Origin of the sequence: Flavobacterium ajazii (genome assembly GCF_010614725.1) — a bacterium.
Lineage (GTDB): Bacteria > Bacteroidota > Bacteroidia > Flavobacteriales > Flavobacteriaceae > Flavobacterium > Flavobacterium ajazii.
This window is the reverse complement of the sequence record NZ_JAAEHL010000008.1, coordinates 260,347-281,782: the sequence shown is the minus strand read 5'-3', so window position 1 is coordinate 281,782 and position 21,436 is coordinate 260,347. Positions and strand designations below refer to the sequence as shown.

The following is a 21,436-nucleotide window of genomic DNA, read 5'->3' as shown; positions in this document are numbered from 1 at the left end:
AAAAAGTTGTGTTAACGGTAATTTAATCTGGTAACAATTTGATAATCTACAAGACACAAAAACATAACAAGTGCCTAACATGAACTTTACAGTGTGTATATTTCTTTGCACCAAAATAAATTAAACACAACACTGAAATGAAATTCAATTTAAGATTTCTAATTATTGCATTATTTATCTGTACGATTTCGATCGCACAAAACAAAGGTACGATTTCTGGTGTACTAACCGACAAAGAAACTAATAATGAAGCACTTCCTTTTGCAAATATTTTAATTAAAGGAACAAACATTAGTGCCAACACTGACATTGAAGGAAAATATTCCTTATCTGTAAATCCGGGAAACTATACTCTTATTTTTAGTTTCGTTGGATATGAATCTGTAGAAAAACCTGTTACTGTTAAAGCAAACGAAACAATTACTGTTAACCAGGTATTATCTGCCGGTGGTTATACACTTAAAGATGTAGTTGTTAAATCAACAGGAGGCAACAGAGAAAAAGAAACTGCTTTACTTTTGGAACAAAAAAATGCTGTCGTTATTAAACAAAGTATCGGAGCACAAGAAATGTCCCGAAAAGGAGTTAGCGATGTTGAAGAAGGTTTAACAAAAATTACCGGAATCACAAAAGTAGAAGGAAGAGGTTTGTTTGTAAGAGGTTTAGAAGATCGCTACAATACCCTTTTACTTAATGATTTGGCTATCCCATCAAACAATCCGTTCAAAAAAATCATTCCTTTAGATATTTTTCCAACCGATATTGTAAGTGTTTTGGAAACATATAAAACTTTCAATCCTAATTTATACGGTGATTTTGCAGGAGCTACCTTTAATATCGTAACAGCAGGCTCTGGGAAAAGCCAGACTAAAATTAATTTTGGAGTTGGTTACACTATCAATAATAACCTAAAAAAATTCCTCATCTCTGAAGATGCAACTTCAACAGGAGATTTTTTTGGATTTTCAGGCAACGAAAGAGATTTGCCGTCTTTTATAAACAAAAATCCTAATTTTCAAACATTAACTGCAGATCAGGCTGCAAATGGGTTTGGATCTGGTTTTGATGTTAAAAGCGATGTATCCCCTTTAAACACCAGTTTTGGAATCCTTCATTCAGAAAAATTCAATGTAGGCAAAAAAGATAACGTATTACAATATTTGTTTTCTATTAACTATGATAATAAATTTCAAATTAGAAGTGGAGCTGATAGATTTTTTAATCCAGGACAAGGAAACTATAGTAATGATCTAGTTACAACACAGTATAAATTTATAACAAACTCATCTGCATTAGCATCTTTAACTTATAAAACAAAAAGACTTTCTTTAACTTCAAATACACTCTATTTAAAATCAACTGAAAATTCAATACAAGATCAGCTAGGTTATACGAATTCTAATGCGGCCCAGACTAATGGTTTTATCAGAATGAACCAATTACAGGAGTCTAATTTTTTAAACACACAATTGTTCGGTAATTACAAACTAACCGAAGACGAAAGACAAACTATAAAATCCGGTATTTCATTCTCTACAACAAAATATGAACTTCCAGACAGAAAGTCGTTTTCCGGTATTAAGATTGATGACAACAACACTTCAATAAGCTACTCCGGAAATAGTATAGTTAGACAATATTTCGATGTTAAAGGTGACCAGCACATTTCTGGCTTACTGGAATACAGCTGGAAATTTGGCAATGAAGACATCAGCAAAGCACACAAACTTACGGCAGGATATAGCGGCTATATGAACAAAATGGGATCTGAATATAGATTTTTAGTATCACAAAGACTAAACTCAAACAGTATTACTTTCCCAACTAATACTCCTGATGCGACTTTAAAAGATGAGATTTTAAAAAATAATTTCACCTATACTGATGGAACCAATCCAACATACAAAGCAATGTTAGATGAGTTCATTAACGCCGGATATGTAGACATGGCCTTCAAATTTTCTGACAAAATAGAATTAAATGCAGGAGCAAGAGTCGAACAAACTTATAGAAAAACAACATATAAAGAGGCAGGAAGTTTCGACGATCCTTATATAAAAGACATTGTTGAAAAAACAGATATTTTGCCTTCTTTGAATACAAAATACATTGTAAACGAAAAGTCAAACTTACGATTTGCTGCCTCAAAAACAATTACAAGACCAGTAATTATGGAGTCATATCCTCTTGAGTTTGTAAATCCAGACGCTACCATAGAACAAGGTAATCCTTTATTAATCAACAGTGACAACTATAACTTTGATTTGAAATACGAGTTGTTCCCAACCAGTAAGGAATTAATTTCTGCAACACTTTTTTCTAAAATAATAGAAAACCCTATTGAAAGATTATTTACAAATTCAGCAGGAAGCGGCGGGCAGATTATGACATATGGTAATTCTAAAAAAGCGTTTCTTTATGGTGCTGAATTCGAATTCTTATTCCAATTAGAAAGAATTTCAAAATCATTATCTAATTTCTCTTTGGGTGCAAATGCCTCTTTAATGGATACAAAAGTAACTATTGAAAAAGTTTTTGCAAATGGAGTTAACAATCCCGAAACTATTGCAGCTGATGCCGATCCATCAAGAAAACTACAAGGAGCATCACCATGGATAATAAATGCTGATCTTAAATACGATTCTGAGTTTAGTGAAAAATGGAAAAGCTCTATGACTATGGTATACAATCTTTATGGTAAACGAATCTATGCTGTAGGAACAAATAAATTAGATCATTATTATGAAATGCCATTTGGTAAGCTTGACTTTATTTGGCAAAACAAAATTTCAGACAAATTCGATGTTAAATTATCTGTAGACAACATATTAAACCCTGCTTATAGAATAGAAATGGGTGAAAAGAGCAGAATTCCAATAACCGAAAGTGATTTAACCATAAGAGAATACAAAAAAGGAGTTGGCTTCTCTATGAATGTATCTTATACATTTTAAAAACACACTTAACAATTACAAAACACAAACTTAAAAAACGAATTGCAATTTGGTAACATTCTCTTAAATAGATTAAAAGAGACTCGAATTAAATTTGTTCAGGATTAAAAATCAAATAAAAAAACACAATTATGAAAAAATTAGTATTCTGCTTAGCAGTTTTGGGAAGTATCTTTACAGGTTGCTCAAGCGACAATAATGATACACCTGTAAAACAACCAGTAACCGGAGAAATATCTTCAGACATTACAGCAAATACAACTTATGCTTATGGTAATTACACCTTAAAAGGAATGATCAAAGTTAACAGTGGTGTAACTCTTACTTTCGAGGCTGGTTCTACAATTACTTGTGACAAATCTACAGGACAAAATGGTCTTGTTATATTAAATGGAGGAAAACTAATCGCTAATGGTACTGCTGATCAACCAATAGTTTTTACTGAAAAATCAAAAGTAGGAGGTTCTTGGGCTGGTATTATTATGTATGGTGATGCTCCAATCGTAAACTCAGCAACTGCTGCTGCTCCACAAACAGCTGTCTCAGAAGACGGTTTAGGATTGACATACGGAGGTTCAAATTCTACACACAATGGAGGTTCGTTGAAATATGTAAGAGTTGAATATGCTGGACAGGTAATTACATCTAACAGTAAAGAAAATAACGGATTCTCATTCTACTCTGTTGGAACAGGAACTGTATTAGATCACTTGGTTTCTTACAAAGGTAATGATGATGGTTTTGAATTTTACGGAGGAACAGTAAGCTTAACAAATGCAATCTCTTACGGTAATAGTGACGACTCTTTTGACTGGCAAGACGGATGGAGAGGTCAAGACAACACAAACTGGTATGCTTATCAAACAGGTGTTGCTAACTACGGTTTAGAAGTAGAAGCTAAAAGTGTTGACAATGCGTTCTGGCCAAAAGTTACTAACATCACTCTTAAAAGAGCTGTTGGTACAACTACAGAAGCACAAAGTGAAATTCAATTGGATGCTATCCAATTTAAAAAAGAAGGAAATGGTGATTACAGCAACATCGTAATTGATGGTTTTGGTAGCCAGACTACTCCAACTGCTTACAATGGCGGTGTGATTCAAATATTAGATAAAGCTACATATGATCACCAGGTTGCTGCAGGAAAAATCAAATTAAACAACGTAAAAATTACTAACTCTCCTATTACTTTCATTTCAGGAGTTCCTGCTTCATTCACAGTAACTGCAGCTAGTTTTGTTCCTGCATCAAACTGGACAACTAGTACTACTGCTACAGGAGCTACTTTAACTCCTGGTGCATGGGCTACTGTTGATGGTGTAAATTTATTGAGCAATCTAAACTAATCTTAGTCTACATAAATTGTTAAAAACATCCTAAAAATTTAGGATGTTTTTTTTTGGCGTAATTATTGAAAACTTTTTTTGTATATTTACATATCCAAATTAATGCGATGGCAAAAAATTACTTTTATATTACTCTCTTACTGGCATTTTTCTTTACTGTGAGCAGCTCAGCTCAGGACAGTAAGCAGTTGCCGAAAACCCGTGATGCTGTCACAATAGAAGGATTGAGCCTATACCCTAACCCTGTGACAAACGGAAAAGTATATGTATCTTCAAAAAATGATTTAGAAAAAGATATTATAATTTTTGATGTTTTAGGAAAAAAGATACTTCAGGCACATATAACCACAAAAGAATTAAACGTCGCAGATTTGACTCCTGGTGTTTATATTATAAAAATAACAGAACAAAACAATTCAGCGACACGAAAACTGATTGTCAGGTAAAACATAAAATTCATATAAAGCTCCAATAATTTGGGGCTTTTTTATTGCCTTTACATCCTACAATTATTTATACCTTTGCATAAAAAAAGTTTTGATTACAGCCAACGATATATTTACCATTTCGGGTCAGAAACAATTTGAAAAAATAGCGCTTAAAGTGTTTCGTTTTCAGCATGAGAACAACAAAGTATATCGTGATTTCTGTGACTTTTTAAACGTAAATCCACAACAGGTAAAATCTCTGGAAAAAATTCCTTTTTTGCCTATTCAGTTTTTCAAAAGCCACGAAGTCGTTTCTAATTCTGATTTTGCCGAAGTGACTTTTACCAGCAGCGGCACTACCGGAATGGTTACAAGCCGGCATTTGGTTACCGATGTTTCACTTTACGAAGAAAGTTACCGAAAAGGCTTTTCTCAATTCTACGGCAATATCGAAGATTACGTTGTTTTAGCCCTTTTGCCGTCTTATCTGGAACGCGATGGCTCTTCGTTAATTTATATGGTCGAAGACTTAATAAAACAATCCAATCAGCCTGAAAGCGGGTTTTATTTACACAATCACGACGACTTAATCAAAAAATTGACCGCTTTGGATGAATCAGGACAGAATGTGATTTTGATTGGTGTTACCTATGCATTATTAGATTTGATTGAAAAACACCAATTCAACCTTCAAAATACCATTATTATGGAAACAGGCGGAATGAAAGGCAAACGCAAAGAAATGATTCGCGAAGAACTGCATGAAATTTTATGTAAAGGTTTTGGAGTATCTTCCATTCATTCAGAATACGGCATGACCGAACTTTTAGCTCAAGCGTATTCTTTAGGCGAAGGTGTTTTCGAATGTCCTTCCTGGATGCATGTCTTAATGCGTGATCCCGAAGACGCTCTCACTTACGTAAAAGATGGAAAAACCGGCGGAATCAACGTTATTGATTTAGCCAATATCAATTCGTGTTCATTTATCGCTACACAGGATTTAGGCAAAAAAAATCCCAACAACTCTTTCGAGGTATTGGGACGCTTTGATAATTCTGATATTCGTGGGTGTAATTTGATGGTACTTTAATTTTCTTCTGCCAGTCCTATACTATCAATTCCTTCTTTTCTTAATAATTCTTTTTCCTCAAGTCCTTTATTTTCTAAAAATTTATAGATACCATAGCATCCCAAACCTCCTAAAACGGCACATGCAAAATCCAGACCTGAGTTGTAATAACTCTGATCATCCAGAGCATCAATTCCATTTATAACTGCAATTATGATCACATAAAGGGTGGCTGCCAAAAAAGTAATTCCGTAATAAGACCCTAACCCAATAAAGAAATATTTCCATTTATTTTTATCATACGTAATAGCCAAATTGCTAAACGCCTTCCAAATCCAGTAAATAAATATAAATCCGATCATAGTTTTGTTTTTAGCTGATAAACATACTAAAAATATTATTTGATATTAAATAAAAAAATCCCAACAGCTCTTTCAAACTATTGGGACATTTAAATTCATATAGAGTCTGTTTTTCGATTAAACAATTAACCGATTAAACAGTTAAACAACTCTTATCACAAAATAATTTTTCTTTCCGCTTTGTAATAATACAAATTGATTATTAATCAGATCATTTGCAGTCAATACAAAATCTTCCTTGATTTTTTCTCTGTTAACCGAAATAGAATTAGCCGCCAGAGCTCTTCTCGCCTCTCCGTTTGATTTAAAAAAACCTGTCTTTTCATTTAAAACTGTAATGATTTCTAATCCGTTTTCTAAATCTGTTTTTGCAATTTCTGCCTGAGGAACACCGTCAAAAACTTCTAAAAAGGTTTTCTCATCCAGTTTCTTCAAATCCTCCGCAGTAGAATTTCCAAACAAAATATTCGAAGCCTGAATCGCTTTTTCTAATTCTTCTTTACTGTGAACAAAAATCGTAATTTCTTCGGCTAATTTCTTTTGTAAAACTCTTAAATGCGGTGCTTCATGATGTTCTGCAATTAAGGCTTCAATTGTTTCTTTATCTAAAAAAGTAAAAATTTTAATGTATTTCTCAGCATCAGCATCTGTAGCGTTTACCCAAAACTGGTAAAATTTGTAAACCGAAGTTTTATCCGCATCTAACCAAACGTTTCCTCCTTCAGATTTTCCGAATTTAGAACCGTCTGCTTTTGTAATTAATGGAGTTGTCAATGCAAAAGCTTTCGCATTTTCGCCTCCCATTCTGCGCACCAACTCTGTACCTGTGGTAATATTTCCCCACTGATCAGAACCTCCCATTTGCAAAAGGCAGTTATTGTTTTTATATAAATGATAAAAATCGTATCCCTGAATTAATTGGTATGTGAATTCTGTGAAAGACATTCCTTCCCCTTCGCCGTTAATTCTCTTTTTAACAGAATCCTTCGCCATCATGTAATTTACCGTGATACGTTTTCCAACTTCACGGGCAAAATCAATAAACGAGAATTCTTTCATCCAGTCATAGTTATTTACCATGATTGGTCCGTTTGGTTCATTTGAATTAAAATCTAAAAAACGCGACAAAACACTTTTGATTCCGGCAACGTTTTTAGCCAAAGTTTCTTCATTCAGCAAATTTCTTTCGTCAGATTTCCCGGATGGATCACCAATCATTCCGGTCGCACCGCCCACAAGAGCAACTGGCTGATGACCAAAATTCTTTAAATGAACCAGCAAAATAATCTGAACCATACTGCCAATATGCAGTGAATCTGCTGTTGGATCAAAACCAATATAAGCCGATGTTACCTCTTTTAGCAATTGTTCTTCCGTTCCTGGCATGCTATCATGGTACAAACCGCGCCACTTTAATTCTTCAACTAGATTCTTCATTTTAAAATATTTTTGCGCAAATGTAATCAATGTCAATGGCAATGTCAAAAAACAATTACAATATCAATGGCAAATTCAGATTCAAATTCAAAAAGCAATAACAATTTCAAATTTCAAAAAAAACAACAAAACCTTTGAGCCTCTCCAATTTTGAGCCTCCATAAAAACCTTTGCAACTTTGTACCTCTGTAACTTTGCTCCTTTCAGCCAAAAAGGTATCTTTACAAAATGGTATTAGTAACAGGAGGAACAGGCTTAGTCGGCGCACATTTATTGCTTCATTTAATTGAAAATGGAGAAAACGTCCGGGCTATTTACAGAAACCTGAATAACATTCAAAAAACAAAATCGATTTTTGAACTTTATAAAAAAGGCGATTTATTTGAAAAAATTAACTGGCTTGAAGCCGACATTTTAGACATTCCTTCATTAGAAACTGCTTTTACCGGTATTGAATACGTCTACCATTGCGCTGCTTTAATTTCATTCGCCCCAAAAGATGAAGATGCTCTTCGAAAAACCAATATCGAAGGAACAGCCAATATGGTTAATTTTTCTTTAGCATATGGAATCAAAAAATTCTGTCATGTAAGTTCTATTGCTGCTTTAGGAGATATTGCCCCACACGAAACACACATTACCGAAGAAACCGAATGGAATCCGGAAAAACCACACAGCGATTACGCCATTTCAAAATATGGTGCCGAGATGGAAGTCTGGAGAGGTGTTCAGGAAGGTTTAGATGTAATTATAATCAATCCGGGCGTTATTTTAGCTTCGATTCCTGCTGCAAAAATTTATCCTGACGGAAGCGCCGAATTATATACAAAAATTGCTGACGGACTTCCGTTTTATATGCTTGGAAGCACTGGTTTTATTACGGTAGAAGATGTTGTACAAACAGCTCATCAGCTAATGAAAAGCGATATTAAAAACGAACGGTTTACTTTAATTGTAGACAATATTGTTTTCAGAGATATCTTTAATACAATTGCAGACACTTTTAAAGTTAAAAGACCCCGCATTCACGCAACTCCTTTTTTTATGAATTTACTTTGGATTGCTGACACTCTGTTTTCAACTTTATTTTTCCAAAAAAGAACTATTACAAAAGCAACCGCAAAAGCTTCTTATTCTAAAAATCTGTATTCAAATAAAAAAATAAAAACCGCTCTGGGAACGGTTTTTTCAGATGTACATCAGTACGTAAAAGTGTCTAAGTTATAATCCTTTATGCTGTAATCTTTTTACTCTTTTTATAGAATCGAGATTTACTTTTTTTACTGTCTTTTTTATTGAATCTTTTGGAGTTTTCTTTTAGCTTCTTTTTTTTCGCTTCAGCATCTTTTTTAGCTTTAGCTTCCTTTTTTTCTTCCGCTTTTAATTTCTTCTCATTTCTCTTTTTTTCTTTTTCCATCCTGGCACTTATTTCGTCAAACATTTCTTTGTAAGTATCGAAATCAGCAGCATAATACATATTGCTCTGAGCAAATTGAAGACTATCCACCTTATATTTTTTAAAGATAAATTTCTTAGGATTAGATTCAAGTGAATCCAGCGACAAAGGCTGTTGGTATTTTATCGCATCTAAAAGAGACAAATCGTAAATAATATTAACCATTTTTTCTTTCTCTATAAGATGTTCAGGCTCTTTGACAAGCTCTTTTTTACAGCTTACAGAAAGAAGCAAGATCAATAGTATAACTACAAAATTTTTCATTACAATTTATCTGTTAAATAATAAACGTTTTCCGGCGCGAACATCCTTTACTTTAAAGTTATTATAAACCATTTCGCCATTTACAAAAGTATGTGTAATTCTCGATTTAAAAGTAAAATTTTCAAACGGAGACCAGCCACATTTATACAATATGTTTTCAGGTTTTACACTCCATGGCAAGCTTGGGTTTACAATAACTAAATCTGCATAATAACCCGCTTTGATAAATCCTCTTTTTTCGATTTTAAAAATCTTCGCAGGATTATGACACATTTTCTCTACGATTTTCTCTACCGTGATTTTTCCCTGATGGTACGCTTCGAACATAGCAACTACTGCATGCTGCACTAACGGACCTCCGGAAGGGGCTTCCAGATAGGACTTACTTTTTTCCTCTTTTGTATGTGGCGCATGGTCTGTTGCAATGACATCAATCCTGCCGTCATTCAAAGCTTCCCAAAGCGCTTTACGGTCTGCCGCCGTTTTTACAGCAGGATTCCATTTGATGAAATTTCCTTTTGTATTATAATCCTCATCTGTAAACCAAAGGTGATGTACACAAACCTCAGCTGTAATTTTTTTATCTTCTAATGGAATTTTATTCGTAAACAATTCCATTTCCTTAGCAGTAGAAAGATGGAAAATATGAAGTCTTGCACCTGTTTTTTTCGCCAGTGCTACCGCTTTTGAAGAAGAAATATAACAAGCCTCGGCACTTCTTATTAAGTTATGAGCCGTTACTGGAACATCATCACCATATTTTGCTTTAAATTCGGCCAAATTATTCTGAATCGTAGTTTCATCTTCGCAATGAACAGCAATCAGCATTGGCGTGCTTGAGAATATTTTTTCTAAAGTCTCTTCTCTGTCAACCAGCATATTTCCTGTTGAAGAACCAAGGAAAATCTTAATTCCGGCAACATTTTTGGGATTCGTTTTTAAAACTTCCTCCAGATTATCATTGGTTGCGCCCATCATAAACGAATAGTTCGCAAATGATTTCTGAGAAGCAATTTGGTATTTATCTTCTAAAATTTCCTGAGTAACCGCATTCGGAACTGTATTGGGCTGTTCGATAAAAGAAGTAATTCCACCTGCAACAGCTGCTCTCGACTCAGTTTCAATATCTCCTTTATGTGTCAAACCCGGCTCTCTAAAATGTACCTGATCATCAATTGCACCAGGAATCAGATAATTTCCTTCTGCATCTATTACCTTACAATCTGATGATTTTAGGCTGATACTATCGGCAACTTCAACAATTAAGTCATTTTCTATCAAAACATCTCCTTCAAAAACGGACCCTTCGTTTACAATTTTGGCATTTTTAATTAAAATCCTGTTCATCGCCTTTTATTTATAGTGTATTGAATAATTTTTTTAATCGAAGTGAAATTACACCCAAAATTGCTTCCTTAATAATTGCATTGCTCATTTTAGAGACTCCTTTCGTCCTGTCTGTAAAAATGATCGGAACTTCAGTAATTTCAAATTTATTGCAATAGGTTCTGTATTTCATTTCAATCTGAAAAGCATAGCCTACAAATTTAATTTTATCAAGATTTATTTTTTCTAAAACCGCTCTTTTATAACATACAAAACCTGCCGTCGCATCGTGAATTTTCATTCCGGTAATAAACTTCACATAAACCGAAGCAAAATAAGACATCAAAACACGACTTAAAGGCCAGTTTACAACATTTACACCTGTTACATAACGTGAACCAATGGCCAGATCTGCCCCTCCAAAATGACAGGCATCATACAATTTCTCAAGATCGTTTGGATTATGCGAAAAATCAGCATCCATCTCAAAAATGAAATCATATTTATGTTCTAAAGCCCATTTAAAACCATGCACATAAGCCGTTCCTAAACCTGATTTTTTTTCTCTTTTTTCTAAAAATAATCTTCCCGGATATTCTTCCTGCAATGCAATTACTTTATTGGCAGTACGGTCCGGGGAGTTATCATCAATAATTAAAAGATGAAAAGGTTTATGCTGCGAAAGCACGGCTCTAACTATACTTTCTATGTTTTCAATTTCGTTATAAGTGGGGATTATGACAATACAATCATTCATTTTTTCGGGTAATTTCATCGCAAAAGTAAACTTTTTATGCCATTTCATTCACAATAAATATATAATAAAAGTATTGCGACAAAAAATTACTAATTTTGTATCGTTATGATTGAACAACTTCATCCACGAATTATTGAAAACAAAGATTGGGCAACACTTTTGTTTGTGTTGGCTTTTGCTGTTGTAGCTATTACGAAAACAGCTTACGAAAATAGGTTCAGTGAGTTTACAAAACTTATTTTTTCGGACAAATACGTCAAAATCTATCGTGATGTTTCACATCTAAAAAGCAGTTTTACCGTAGGTTTATTTATTGTACAAATCATTTCCTATGCATTTTTCATACAGCTGACACTATCTATTTTTGGATTTGCCGGCACTGAAAAAACAGACTGGATGCTTTTTGCCAGAATCGCTACTTTTTTGAGCTATTTTATTTTAGCAAAATATTTAATCGAAAAAATTATAGGAACTGCTTTCAATATTGATGAGTTTGTCGATCTTTTTAACCTGCAAAAAGCAACCTACAGGACTTATATTGGCCTTTTAATCCTTCCTGTCAATGCAGTTTTGTTTTATCGTGACGATGTATCTAAAGTTGTACCACTAGCAATAATAGGGGTTTCAGCATGTATAAACCTGTTTTCCTACTTTATTTCAATTAAAACTTATCAAAATACAATAATCAACAAGTTATTTTATTTTATTTTATATCTTTGCGCTCTTGAAATAGCCCCTTATTATTTCATGTATTATTGGATTACAAAGGTGGCTCAGTAAATGTCTATAATATGAAAGTGAAAACAATTTTGGTGTCACAGCCTGAACCTAAAGTGGAAAACTCCCCTTACTTTGAGCTCCAACAGAAACACAAAATAAAAATTGATTTCAGACCTTTTATTCATGTGGAGGGAGTTAGTGCAAAAGAGATCAGATTACAAAAAATCGATCTTAATCATTACACTGCAATTATTTTAACAAGCCGAAATGCGGTTGATCATTTTTTCAGGGTAGCTGATGAAATGCGTTACAAAGTTCCTGAAGGACTGAAATATTTTTGTCAGTCTGAAGCGGTTGCATTTTACCTGCAAAAATATGTGGTGTACAGAAAACGTAAAATTTACGTTGGCGCCAAAGATTTTGCAGATTTATCTCCTTTAATTAAAAAGTATAAAGACGAAAAATTCTTATTGCCTGCTTCTGATCAATTAAATGCTGACGCACCTATAACCTTAAATGGTTTAAAAGTAGACTGGGCACAAGCAATTTTTTACAGAACTGTAATGAGCGACTTATCTGATTTAGCCGATGTTTATTATGACGTTTTAGCTTTTTTCAGCCCAACCGGAATAAAATCATTGTTTAAAAACTTTCCTGATTTTAAGCAAAACAACACCCGAATTGCTGTATTTGGAAGCACAACCCAAAAAGAAGCTCTGGACCACGGTTTAAGAATCGATATTCTTGCCCCAACTCCTGAAACTCCTTCTATGACAATGGCTTTAGAAAAATACATCGCCGAAGCAAACAAAGCGAAATAAACTCTAAAAATATACAATCTTAAAAATTCCAAATTCCAACTTTACACTTGGGATTTGGATTTTTTCTTTTACAATAATCCTACTCCCTGGAATTCGAGATTTGGAATTTCCTTTTCTATTGTAATTTAATTACATTTGATTTCTGTTCTAAACGCAAATCCCAAGAATAGTTTCAAATTTTAAGTTATGAAAATCAACTCGCTATTAATCGAAATTGACGGAATCGACAAAGAAATCCTTCGTTATTTAATGGATGATGCCCGAAAACCTATTCTTCAAATTGCCAACAAGATTGGTATTTCGGGAGCCGCAATTCATCAGCGATTGAAAAAACTGGAACAATCGGGTGTGATTTCAGGATCAAAATTCACTGTAAATCCTAAGGTTTTAGGCTATAATACCATGGCATTTATTGGTGTTTACCTCGATAAAGCTTCACGAAATTCTGAAGCAGTAAAAGAACTGAGAAAAATCCCTGAAGTTTTAGAATGCCATTACACGACAGGAAACTGGTCTGTTTTAATTAAAATTATCTGTCGCGACAATGAACATCTAATGCAGCTTTTAAATAACAAAATTCAGGCAATTGAAGGTGTTTCAAGAACTGAAACCTTTATTTCACTGGATCAGCAGATTGACAGGCAGATACAGCTGTAAAATTAGATAATGTGTCAATTTGATAATTAGATAATTTCTATAGAACTTTCAGCCTGAATAAACTCAAAAGACTTAAGGCTTCGACTCCGCTTAGCCAGACAAACTTCATAAAAAAACATAAACCCCGTCAGATTTTAGAATCTGTCGGGGTTTACTATAATTATCTAATTGACTAATTATCTAAATTGTCACATTAAAAATTAATTTCTCCTGCTTCCTGAATAAATCGAAATATAATACAATAAAGTTGCAATCGAACCAATTGCAGCAACAACATAAGTTCTTGCAGCCCATTTTAAGGCATCTTTTGCACCCGCCTGCTCCTGTTGTGTCAGCATTCGTTTATTTTCTAACCACGCCAGTGCACGATTACTCGCATCGTATTCAACAGGCAATGTTATAATAGTAAATAAGGTTGTGGCAGCAAAAATGATGATTCCGATTAACAATAACTGCGGAAAAGTCCTAATCATCAGGATTCCGGCCAGTAAAATCCATTGTACATAATTTGACGCTACACTAACAATTGGAACTAATGCCGAACGCATTGTCAGCCATTCATAACCAATCGCATGCTGTACGGCATGACCGCATTCGTGTGCTGCAACAGCTGCTGCAGCAGCATTTCTGTGATTATAAACCGCCTCACTTAAATTAACTGTTTTATCGGCAGGATTATAGTGATCGGTCAATTGTCCCGGAGTCGAAATTACACGAACATCCCGGATACCGTTGTCTGCCAGCATTTTTTCAGCAATTTCCCTTCCACTCATTCCGTTTTGCAATTGCAGTTTTGAATACAATTCGAATTTACTTTTTAACCTTGAACTTACCAGCCAGCTAAATAACATAATAGCTCCGGCAAGAATTAAATATCCGCTTCCCATGTTTTTATATTTTTATTAGTTTATGTTTTGTCTTTGTAAAATCACAACAATTTACGAACCATTTTTGTAAAATGCCAAAATGACACATAACTTTAGATTTTAATTATGAATTCTTTTAGTTGATTAAAATCTAAATTTCAATAAAAAAAATCCAAATTCCAATGTTGTTTTTTTTAACCGCAAAGTCCACGAAGAGTTACACAAAGAACTTTAGTTTTTTACTCGCAAAGGTTATCACGTAAAGTTTTTTCCGCAATCTTTGTCAGTCTCGGCGAAGTCAAAAACCCACAAAAATTTTCCTCCAATACTCTAGCGAAAAAAAACAGGCAAAGCAATTCAAGAATTTTTATTTCAATCAATTCGTTAATTCGTGGCAAAAAACTGTGTATAAAAAAATCCCAAACCCCAATCGTAAAAATTGGAATTTGGAATTTTAAATATTGGAATTTATTTGGTTATCCAACCAAATTAATAATCTTCCCAGGAACGATAATCACTTTATTTGGAGTCCTACCATCTAATTGTTTTTGAGTTCTTTCGTCTTTCATAACAATTTCTTCGATTTGTTCTTTGGTTAAATCCAAAGGCAATTCGATGGTGAAACGCATTTTTCCGTTGAAAGAAACCGGGTATTCTTTATTCGTTTCAACTAAGTGTTTCTCTTCAAAAACAGGGAAAGCTACTTCAGAAATTGAAGTTGTGTGTCCTAATTGTGACCATAATTCTTCAGCGATATGCGGTGCATAAGGCGAAACCAAAATCGCTAATGGCTCCAAGATTGCTCTTGAATGACAGTTTTGAGAAGACAATTCATTCACACAAATCATAAACTGAGAAACTGAAGTATTGAAAGAGAAATTCTCGATATCTTCTGCCACTTTTTTGATGGTTTTGTGTAACGATTTTAAGTTGTCTTTTGTTGGTTCATCGTTGTTTACGATTAAACCGTTATCATCAAAATACAATCTCCATAGTTTTTTCAAGAAACCAAACACTCCTGAAATACCAGCAGTATTCCAAGGTTTTGCTTGTTCTAAAGGCCCTAAGAACATTTCGTATAAACGTAATGTATCTGCACCGTATTCCTCACAAATATCATCTGGAGTTACTACATTGTACTTCGATTTAGACATTTTTTCGACTTCACGACCTACAATGTATTTTCCGTTATCATCTAAAATAAATTCAGCATCAGCATAATCTTCTCTCCACGCTTTGAATTTTGCAACATCTAATTCATCAGAAGAATTTACGATGGAAACATCTACATGTAATTTAGCAAATGATTGATCATAAATTCTAATTGTAGAAGTTTCAATAGAAGCTTTATCAAACAATAAATCTGACAATTCTTTTAATATTTCGCTTTCTTCATTAAAAACAACAACTTTATTTCCTCTGCTCAAATCAATTCTAAATTCAGAACTAACATTCTCTGGATTTTTAATAAAATCCAAATATTCCTTTGAGTTATAAAATCTATCTCTATGCTTAATGAATTCTTTATAATATTTTGATGTAACAAATAATGATTTTCCATAAATACCATCTCCAACAGTATCATTTCCAAAATCATCTCTTCCTCCCGAAACACTTGTAACATTTAATCTATACACAAAAGCACTAGTTCCCAAAATCATTCCCTGATTAATCAGTTTTTTGAATGGTTCTTCGGTTGGAGCAAAACCTTTATCTTTTAAGAATTTGTTCCAGAAACGAGAATACAATAAGTGACCTGTTGCGTGTTCGCTTCCTCCGATATATAAATCTACATTTTCCCAGTAAGCCAAAGCTTCTTTACTTGCAAATTCATTTTCATTGTGTGCATCCATGTAACGCATCCAATACCATGAGCTTCCCGCCCAACCTGGCATGGTGTTCAATTCTAAAGGAAAAATAGTCGCATTGTCAACCAAATCAGTTGCTACAACTTTGTTTTGATTGGTATCCCAAGCCCAAACTCCTGCATTTCCTAATGGTGGTAATCCATCTTCTGTTGGCAAGTATTTCTCCACTTCAGGCAAAATAATTGGCAAGTGTTGAGACTCGATCATTTTAGGCAATCCATTCACATAATAAACTGGGAACGGCTCACCCCAATAACGCTGACGAGAGAAAACAGCATCACGCAAACGGTAATTGGTTTTACCTTTTCCCTGACCGATTTCTTCTAGTTTTTCAATCGCTTTTTGAGTTCCTTTTTTATAATCTAATCCGTTTAAGAAATCAGAATTTGCGATTTCAACGTTGTCTTTTGATCCGTAAGCGGCTTCAGAAATATCAACATTTGCGAAGATATTTTTGATTTCCTGCATTCCGTTTTGACCTTTAAAGAAATTAGCAAAAGCGTAATCTCTTTCGTCTCCGCAAGGAACCGCCATTACAGCGCCTGTTCCGTAACCTGCCAAAACGTAATCACCAATCCAAACCGGAATTGGTTCTTTTGTAAATGGATGTTCTGCATAAGCTCCGGTAAATACTCCTGAAATGGTTTTTACATCGGCCATACGCTCACGTTCCGAACGTTTAGCTGTTTTTTCGATATACGCTTCAACTTCTGCTTTTTGTTCCGGAGTTGTAATTTTTGCAACCAAATCGTGTTCCGGCGCCAAAGTCATAAAAGTTACTCCGAAGATTGTATCAGGACGCGTTGTGAAAACTTCAATAAAATTTGTTTCAGGTTTCACGTTTAAAGTTTCATCACTTTGCGCGTCAACCTGAGACTTGAAACTTGAAACTTGAAACTTAACTAAAGCTCCAACCGATTTCCCAATCCAGTTTCTCTGTGATTCTTTGATAGACTCGCTCCAATCGATATCATTTAGACCTTGAAGTAAGCGCTCGGCATAAGCAGAAATTCGCATACTCCATTGTGTCATTTTTTTTCTTATAACAGGAAAGCCTCCGCGCTCTGAAACTCCGTTTACAATTTCGTCATTTGCCAAAACCGTTCCTAAGCCCGGACACCAGTTTACTTCGGTTTCTGCCAAATACGTTAATCTGTATTGAAGTAAGATTTTCTCCTGCTGTTCTTTCGCGAAAGCGTTCCATTCAATAGCTGTAAATGCTTCTACAGTATCATCACAAACTGCATTAACACTAGCATTTCCTTCTTTTTCAAAAATCGCAGTTAAAGTCGAAATATCTTCTGCTTTGTCTGTCGTTTTATTGTACCAGGAATTGAACAACTCGATAAAAATCCATTGTGTATGTTTGTAATAATCCGGATTTGACGTACGCACTTCACGAGCCCAGTCAAATGAGAATCCGATTTTATCTAATTGTTTTCTGTAACCAGCGATTTGTTTTCCTTCTTTATCTACTCCACCGTCGATATTTACGCGTGTTGTATCTTCGGGACGCTGACCTGTCTGAATCGCATATTGTTCTGCCGGCAATCCGAAACTGTCGTAACCCATGGGATGCAAAACATTGAAGCCCTGATGTCTTTTGAAACGAGAATACACATCTGAAGCAATATAACCCAGCGGATGTCCTACGTGTAATCCTGCTCCTGATGGATAAGGAAACATATCGAGAACATAATGCTTCGGCTTTTCAGAGTTGTTTTTTGCTGCAAAAGTTTGATTTTCTGCCCAATATTTTTGCCATTTGGCGTCAATTTCGTTTGGATTGTATTTCATCTTAAAGGTTCAAAGTTGCAAAGTGACAAAGACTCTAAGGTTTTCTCACTTTGTGAATTATGGCGCAAATTTACATTTATTGCGCATTGTAGCAAAGCTATTTCATTGACAAACAAATAAAATAACAAAATACGTATTTTATTTAAGTAAAAATACGTAATATTACAACTGCAAATACGTATCTAAGATAATCGATTATCAAAAGAGTTTCTTTTTAAATCTGCATCGATGAGTGAGAATAAAAAATACAATGTCGAAGTCCGGCTTTGGATTGAAGAATCTGATGGTCCGTTTCTGGGTATTGGAAAAGTCTGGCTTCTTGAAAATATCAGGAAAACCGGATCGATTACCAATGCTGCCAAAGAAATGAAAATGGCGTATCGTCAGGCCTGGCAATTGGTCGAAGAAATGAATCAGCGTGCCGAATCTCCCCTGGTTGTAAAACTGCTTGGAGGAAAAGGCGGCGGCGGTGCCCGATTAACAGAAGCCGGCGAAAGAGCCATAGCTGTTTTTTATGAAATCGAAAAACGAATTAAGGATTTTGCCATTAAAGAAACTCAAAATCTGAAATTTTAAAAATTTAAACAGCACTATTCATTTTAAAACACAATGGTTGTGCATTTAAAAAAATTAAATAACCAAAACCAGTTTTAATAATTTTCAGTATTCATTTTAAAACATACTGAAATTAAATATCTATTTATGAAGATCAAATTATACCTGTTTCTGCTTTTTATAAGCTTTAAATGCTTTTCTCAGGCAGAAAATTCAAAAATAAATCAGGACAGTATCAAAAAAGAAGTGTTAAACGAAATTGTCATTACAGCCTCAAGACGTTCTGAAAATTTAATGCGTTCCCCGATAAGTATCGAACAGTTAAAATCGGCGGAAGCCAAAATAATGGGATCACCAAGTATTTACGAAGCACTCGAAAATGTAAAAGGAGTTCAGATAATTACGCCAAGTTTAGGTTTCAAAGTCATCAACACAAGAGGCTTTGCCAACACGACAAACGTTAGATTTGCACAATTGGTGGACGGAATCGATAATCAGGCACCACATCTGGGTACGCCAATTGCCAATGCTCTTGGCACAAATGATTTGGATATTGATAAAATCGAAATTATTCCCGGAACGGCCGCCGCTTTATATGGAATGAATGCCATTAATGGTTTAGCCAATATCCAAACCAAAAATCCATTTGAATATCAGGGAATTTCAGTACAGCAATTAACGGGCGTAAATCATGTTGGAAATATGGATCGGTTTTCACCGAAAGTCTATTCACAATTTAATTTGAGATTTGCCAAAGCTTTCAATGAGAAATTGGCGCTTAAAATAAATGCTTCTACGACCGGAGGAACAGATTGGGTTGCCGATGACAGAACCGATTTGGCTCCAAATGCAAACGCTTCAACTGGTTTATTCGGAGCAGATAATCCGGCATACGATGAAGTGAACGGTTACGGAAATGAATCGGCCAACCGAAAAACTTTAAACTTAAACGGTAAAAATTACGTTGTTGCCAGAACGGGTTATCGTGAAACTGATATTTCGGACTATGAAATTAAAAATTACAAAGCAGATCTTGGATTATTTTTTCGTCCAAAAGAAGGTCATGAACTTTCTCTGACATATAAAACGGCATTAATCAATACGATTTATCAGCGTTCAAACCGTTTCAGGCTTGACAATTATACGCTAAATCAATTTACTGTTGATTATCACACACCTGTTTTTCAGGTAAAAGCCTACGCCACAACTGAAGATACCGGTGATTCATACAACATACGATCATTGGCTGAAAACATGGACCGTGCTTTTAAATCAGATAACCAATGGTTTGCAGATTATAGTACTGCTTATAAAAATGCCGTAACAAATGGTGCCAGTGTTGCTGATGCACATCGAATTGCCAGAACAACATCTGACAATGGTCGTTTTGAACCTGGAACTGATACTTATGAAACAAAGAAAAATGAATTAATTGACATCAATAACTGGGATATTGGAGCGGCTTTGCGTGTAAAATCGACTTTGGTTCATGGTGAAGGATTGATCAATTGGGACAAAGCTTTTACTTCTTTCTTCGAAAAAATCGACGCTAAACTTTTAAGCGGTTTTGATTACAGAAACTACATTATTGTTCCAGATGGGAATTATTTTATCAATCCCGAAAGCGATTCTGAAAATCTGACGTATCAAAAAACAGGAGGTTTTACACAATTGACAAAAGATTTATTTCATTCAAAACTACGCTTAGGCGCAACAATCAGAATGGACAAAGCCGATTATTTTGATGCTAAATTCACTCCGCAGTTTACAGCTGTTTATTCTCCAAAAGAAACACTCAACTTTAGAGCTTCGTATCAAAACGGTTATCGTTTTCCAAGTATTTTTGAAGGATTTTCCAATGTGAATTCGGGCGGCGTAAAACGTGTGGGCGGTTTACGAATTATGTCTGACGGTATTTTTGAGAATTCGTATACCAAAGCTTCTATCGATAAATTTCAGGCGCAGGTTAACAGTGATGTAAACACACTTGGATTAACTCAGGCACAGGCTATTGAAAAGAATAAAAACATCATTCAGAAAAATCCATACACGTATCTGGAACCTGAATTTGTGAAATCATTTGAAGTTGGTTTTAGAGGAATGGCATTAAACCAAAACCTTTTCATTGATGCCGATTTCTATTACAACTCTTATAAAAACTTCATTGCTCAGGTCGAAGCCAGTATTCCAAACACTACCGACCCTGCCCTTATTCCGACATCTTTATATTCCAGAACAACCCAAAACAGATATCGTTTATGGACCAACTCGAAAAGTAAAATTTACAATTACGGTGGAAGTTTAGGTTTAAAATACCGATTTGATCAAACTTTTACCGCATTGACAAATGTAACTTATACCAAACTTGACAGAACAGACGACAAAGACGGACTGGAAGACGGCTTTAACACTCCAGAATTTAATGTAAACGGAACTTTAATTGCCCAAAACATCTGGAAAAATCTAGGTGCAAGTGTAAGTACCCGCTACCAAAACAATTTTGATTATGTTTCTTTCCTTGTTAGCGGAAATGTACCGGCTTACTGGACTATGGATGCGCAGGTCAATTACAATTTCAAAAAAGGAATTACAGCAAAACTGGGCGGAACCAATATTTTAAACAAACCTTATACTTCTATCCTTGGCGGACCATCCATTGGTGGATTATACTATTTATCATTAGTGTGGGAAATTCGAAAAATCTAAAATTTACTCTTCGGAAAAAATAAAAACAACAAACCAAATTCAATTTT

General features: G+C 34.7%; 17 protein-coding genes. 10 read left to right on the top strand and 7 right to left on the bottom strand.

Annotation, left to right across the window (positions count from 1 at the left end; genetic code table 11):
• Nucleotides 1-137 precede the first annotated feature (137 nt).
• The 4 genes from GWR14_RS16085 to GWR14_RS16070 all read left to right on the top strand — a co-directional run bounded on the left by GWR14_RS16085 (nt 138) and on the right by GWR14_RS16070 (nt 5,818).
• Nucleotides 138-2,954: a TonB-dependent receptor gene (locus GWR14_RS16085; RefSeq protein WP_163410094.1), complete on the top strand. Its 2,817-nt coding sequence runs from the start codon at nt 138-140 to the stop codon at nt 2,952-2,954.
• 131 nt (nt 2,955-3,085) lie between these two features.
• A complete protein-coding gene (locus GWR14_RS16080) occupies nt 3,086-4,300 on the top strand; it encodes a hypothetical protein (RefSeq protein ID WP_163410093.1) in 1,215 nt (404 codons plus the stop codon).
• A gap of 107 nt (nt 4,301-4,407) precedes the next feature.
• Nucleotides 4,408-4,746: a T9SS type A sorting domain-containing protein gene (locus tag GWR14_RS16075; protein ID WP_163410092.1), complete on the top strand. Its 339-nt coding sequence runs from the start codon at nt 4,408-4,410 to the stop codon at nt 4,744-4,746.
• A gap of 91 nt (nt 4,747-4,837) precedes the next feature.
• A complete protein-coding gene (locus GWR14_RS16070; protein WP_163410091.1) occupies nt 4,838-5,818 on the top strand; it encodes a LuxE/PaaK family acyltransferase in 981 nt (326 codons plus the stop codon).
• Here GWR14_RS16070 and GWR14_RS16065 read toward each other — a convergent pair.
• The gene (locus GWR14_RS16065; protein ID WP_163410090.1) at nt 5,815-6,159 is read right to left on the bottom strand and encodes a hypothetical protein; all 345 of its coding nucleotides are present in this window, start codon (nt 6,157-6,159) and stop codon (nt 5,815-5,817) included. The two genes, GWR14_RS16070 and GWR14_RS16065, sit on opposite strands and share 4 nt — an antisense overlap.
• Nucleotides 6,160-6,300: 141 nt before the next feature.
• Nucleotides 6,301-7,596: a tyrosine--tRNA ligase gene (gene tyrS, locus GWR14_RS16060; protein ID WP_163410089.1), complete on the bottom strand. Its 1,296-nt coding sequence runs from the start codon at nt 7,594-7,596 to the stop codon at nt 6,301-6,303.
• 228 nt (nt 7,597-7,824) lie between these two features.
• Here tyrS and GWR14_RS16055 point away from each other — a divergent pair, with 228 nt between their 5' ends.
• Nucleotides 7,825-8,823 (top strand): NAD-dependent epimerase/dehydratase family protein, encoded by a 999-nt coding sequence (locus GWR14_RS16055; protein WP_163410088.1) that lies wholly within the window; start codon nt 7,825-7,827, stop codon nt 8,821-8,823.
• A 4-nt stretch (nt 8,824-8,827) separates the two neighbouring features.
• Here the strand turns inward: GWR14_RS16055 and GWR14_RS16050 are convergent, their stop codons facing one another.
• From GWR14_RS16050 to GWR14_RS16040, 3 genes are read right to left on the bottom strand one after another with little or no spacing between them, the layout of a single operon-like run.
• A complete protein-coding gene (locus tag GWR14_RS16050; RefSeq protein WP_246236329.1) occupies nt 8,828-9,316 on the bottom strand; it encodes a DUF4296 domain-containing protein in 489 nt (162 codons plus the stop codon).
• A 6-nt stretch (nt 9,317-9,322) separates the two neighbouring features.
• A complete protein-coding gene (locus tag GWR14_RS16045; protein ID WP_163410087.1) occupies nt 9,323-10,663 on the bottom strand; it encodes a dihydroorotase in 1,341 nt (446 codons plus the stop codon).
• 10 nt (nt 10,664-10,673) lie between these two features.
• Nucleotides 10,674-11,399, bottom strand: coding sequence for a polyprenol monophosphomannose synthase (locus tag GWR14_RS16040; RefSeq protein WP_163410156.1), 726 nt, complete (start codon nt 11,397-11,399; stop codon nt 10,674-10,676).
• A 105-nt stretch (nt 11,400-11,504) separates the two neighbouring features.
• On the opposite strand from GWR14_RS16040, the gene GWR14_RS16035 reads away from it, so the two are divergent.
• The 3 genes from GWR14_RS16035 (at nt 11,505) to GWR14_RS16025 (ending at nt 13,597) form a co-directional block, all read left to right on the top strand.
• Complete coding sequence (locus GWR14_RS16035) at nt 11,505-12,179, top strand: DUF4271 domain-containing protein (RefSeq protein ID WP_163410086.1); 675 nt, start codon at nt 11,505-11,507, stop codon at nt 12,177-12,179.
• A gap of 11 nt (nt 12,180-12,190) precedes the next feature.
• Nucleotides 12,191-12,940: a uroporphyrinogen-III synthase gene (locus GWR14_RS16030; protein ID WP_163410085.1), complete on the top strand. Its 750-nt coding sequence runs from the start codon at nt 12,191-12,193 to the stop codon at nt 12,938-12,940.
• A gap of 186 nt (nt 12,941-13,126) precedes the next feature.
• Entirely contained in the window at nt 13,127-13,597 is a 471-nt protein-coding gene (locus GWR14_RS16025; protein WP_163410084.1) for an Lrp/AsnC family transcriptional regulator, read from the top strand.
• A 200-nt stretch (nt 13,598-13,797) separates the two neighbouring features.
• Here the strand turns inward: GWR14_RS16025 and GWR14_RS16020 are convergent, their stop codons facing one another.
• On the bottom strand, nt 13,798-14,484 hold the full coding sequence (locus GWR14_RS16020; RefSeq protein WP_163410083.1) for a zinc metallopeptidase: 687 nt from the start codon (nt 14,482-14,484) through the stop codon (nt 13,798-13,800).
• A 455-nt stretch (nt 14,485-14,939) separates the two neighbouring features.
• Entirely contained in the window at nt 14,940-18,128 is a 3,189-nt protein-coding gene (locus GWR14_RS16015) for a leucine--tRNA ligase (protein WP_163410082.1), read from the bottom strand.
• A 228-nt stretch (nt 18,129-18,356) separates the two neighbouring features.
• On the opposite strand from GWR14_RS16015, the gene GWR14_RS16010 reads away from it, so the two are divergent.
• Both GWR14_RS16010 and GWR14_RS16005 read left to right on the top strand, forming a co-directional pair.
• The gene (locus GWR14_RS16010; RefSeq protein WP_163410081.1) at nt 18,357-18,704 is read left to right on the top strand and encodes a winged helix-turn-helix domain-containing protein; all 348 of its coding nucleotides are present in this window, start codon (nt 18,357-18,359) and stop codon (nt 18,702-18,704) included.
• Nucleotides 18,705-18,830: 126 nt separating this feature from the next.
• The gene (locus GWR14_RS16005) at nt 18,831-21,389 is read left to right on the top strand and encodes a TonB-dependent receptor (protein ID WP_163410080.1); all 2,559 of its coding nucleotides are present in this window, start codon (nt 18,831-18,833) and stop codon (nt 21,387-21,389) included.
• Nucleotides 21,390-21,436 lie beyond the last annotated feature (47 nt).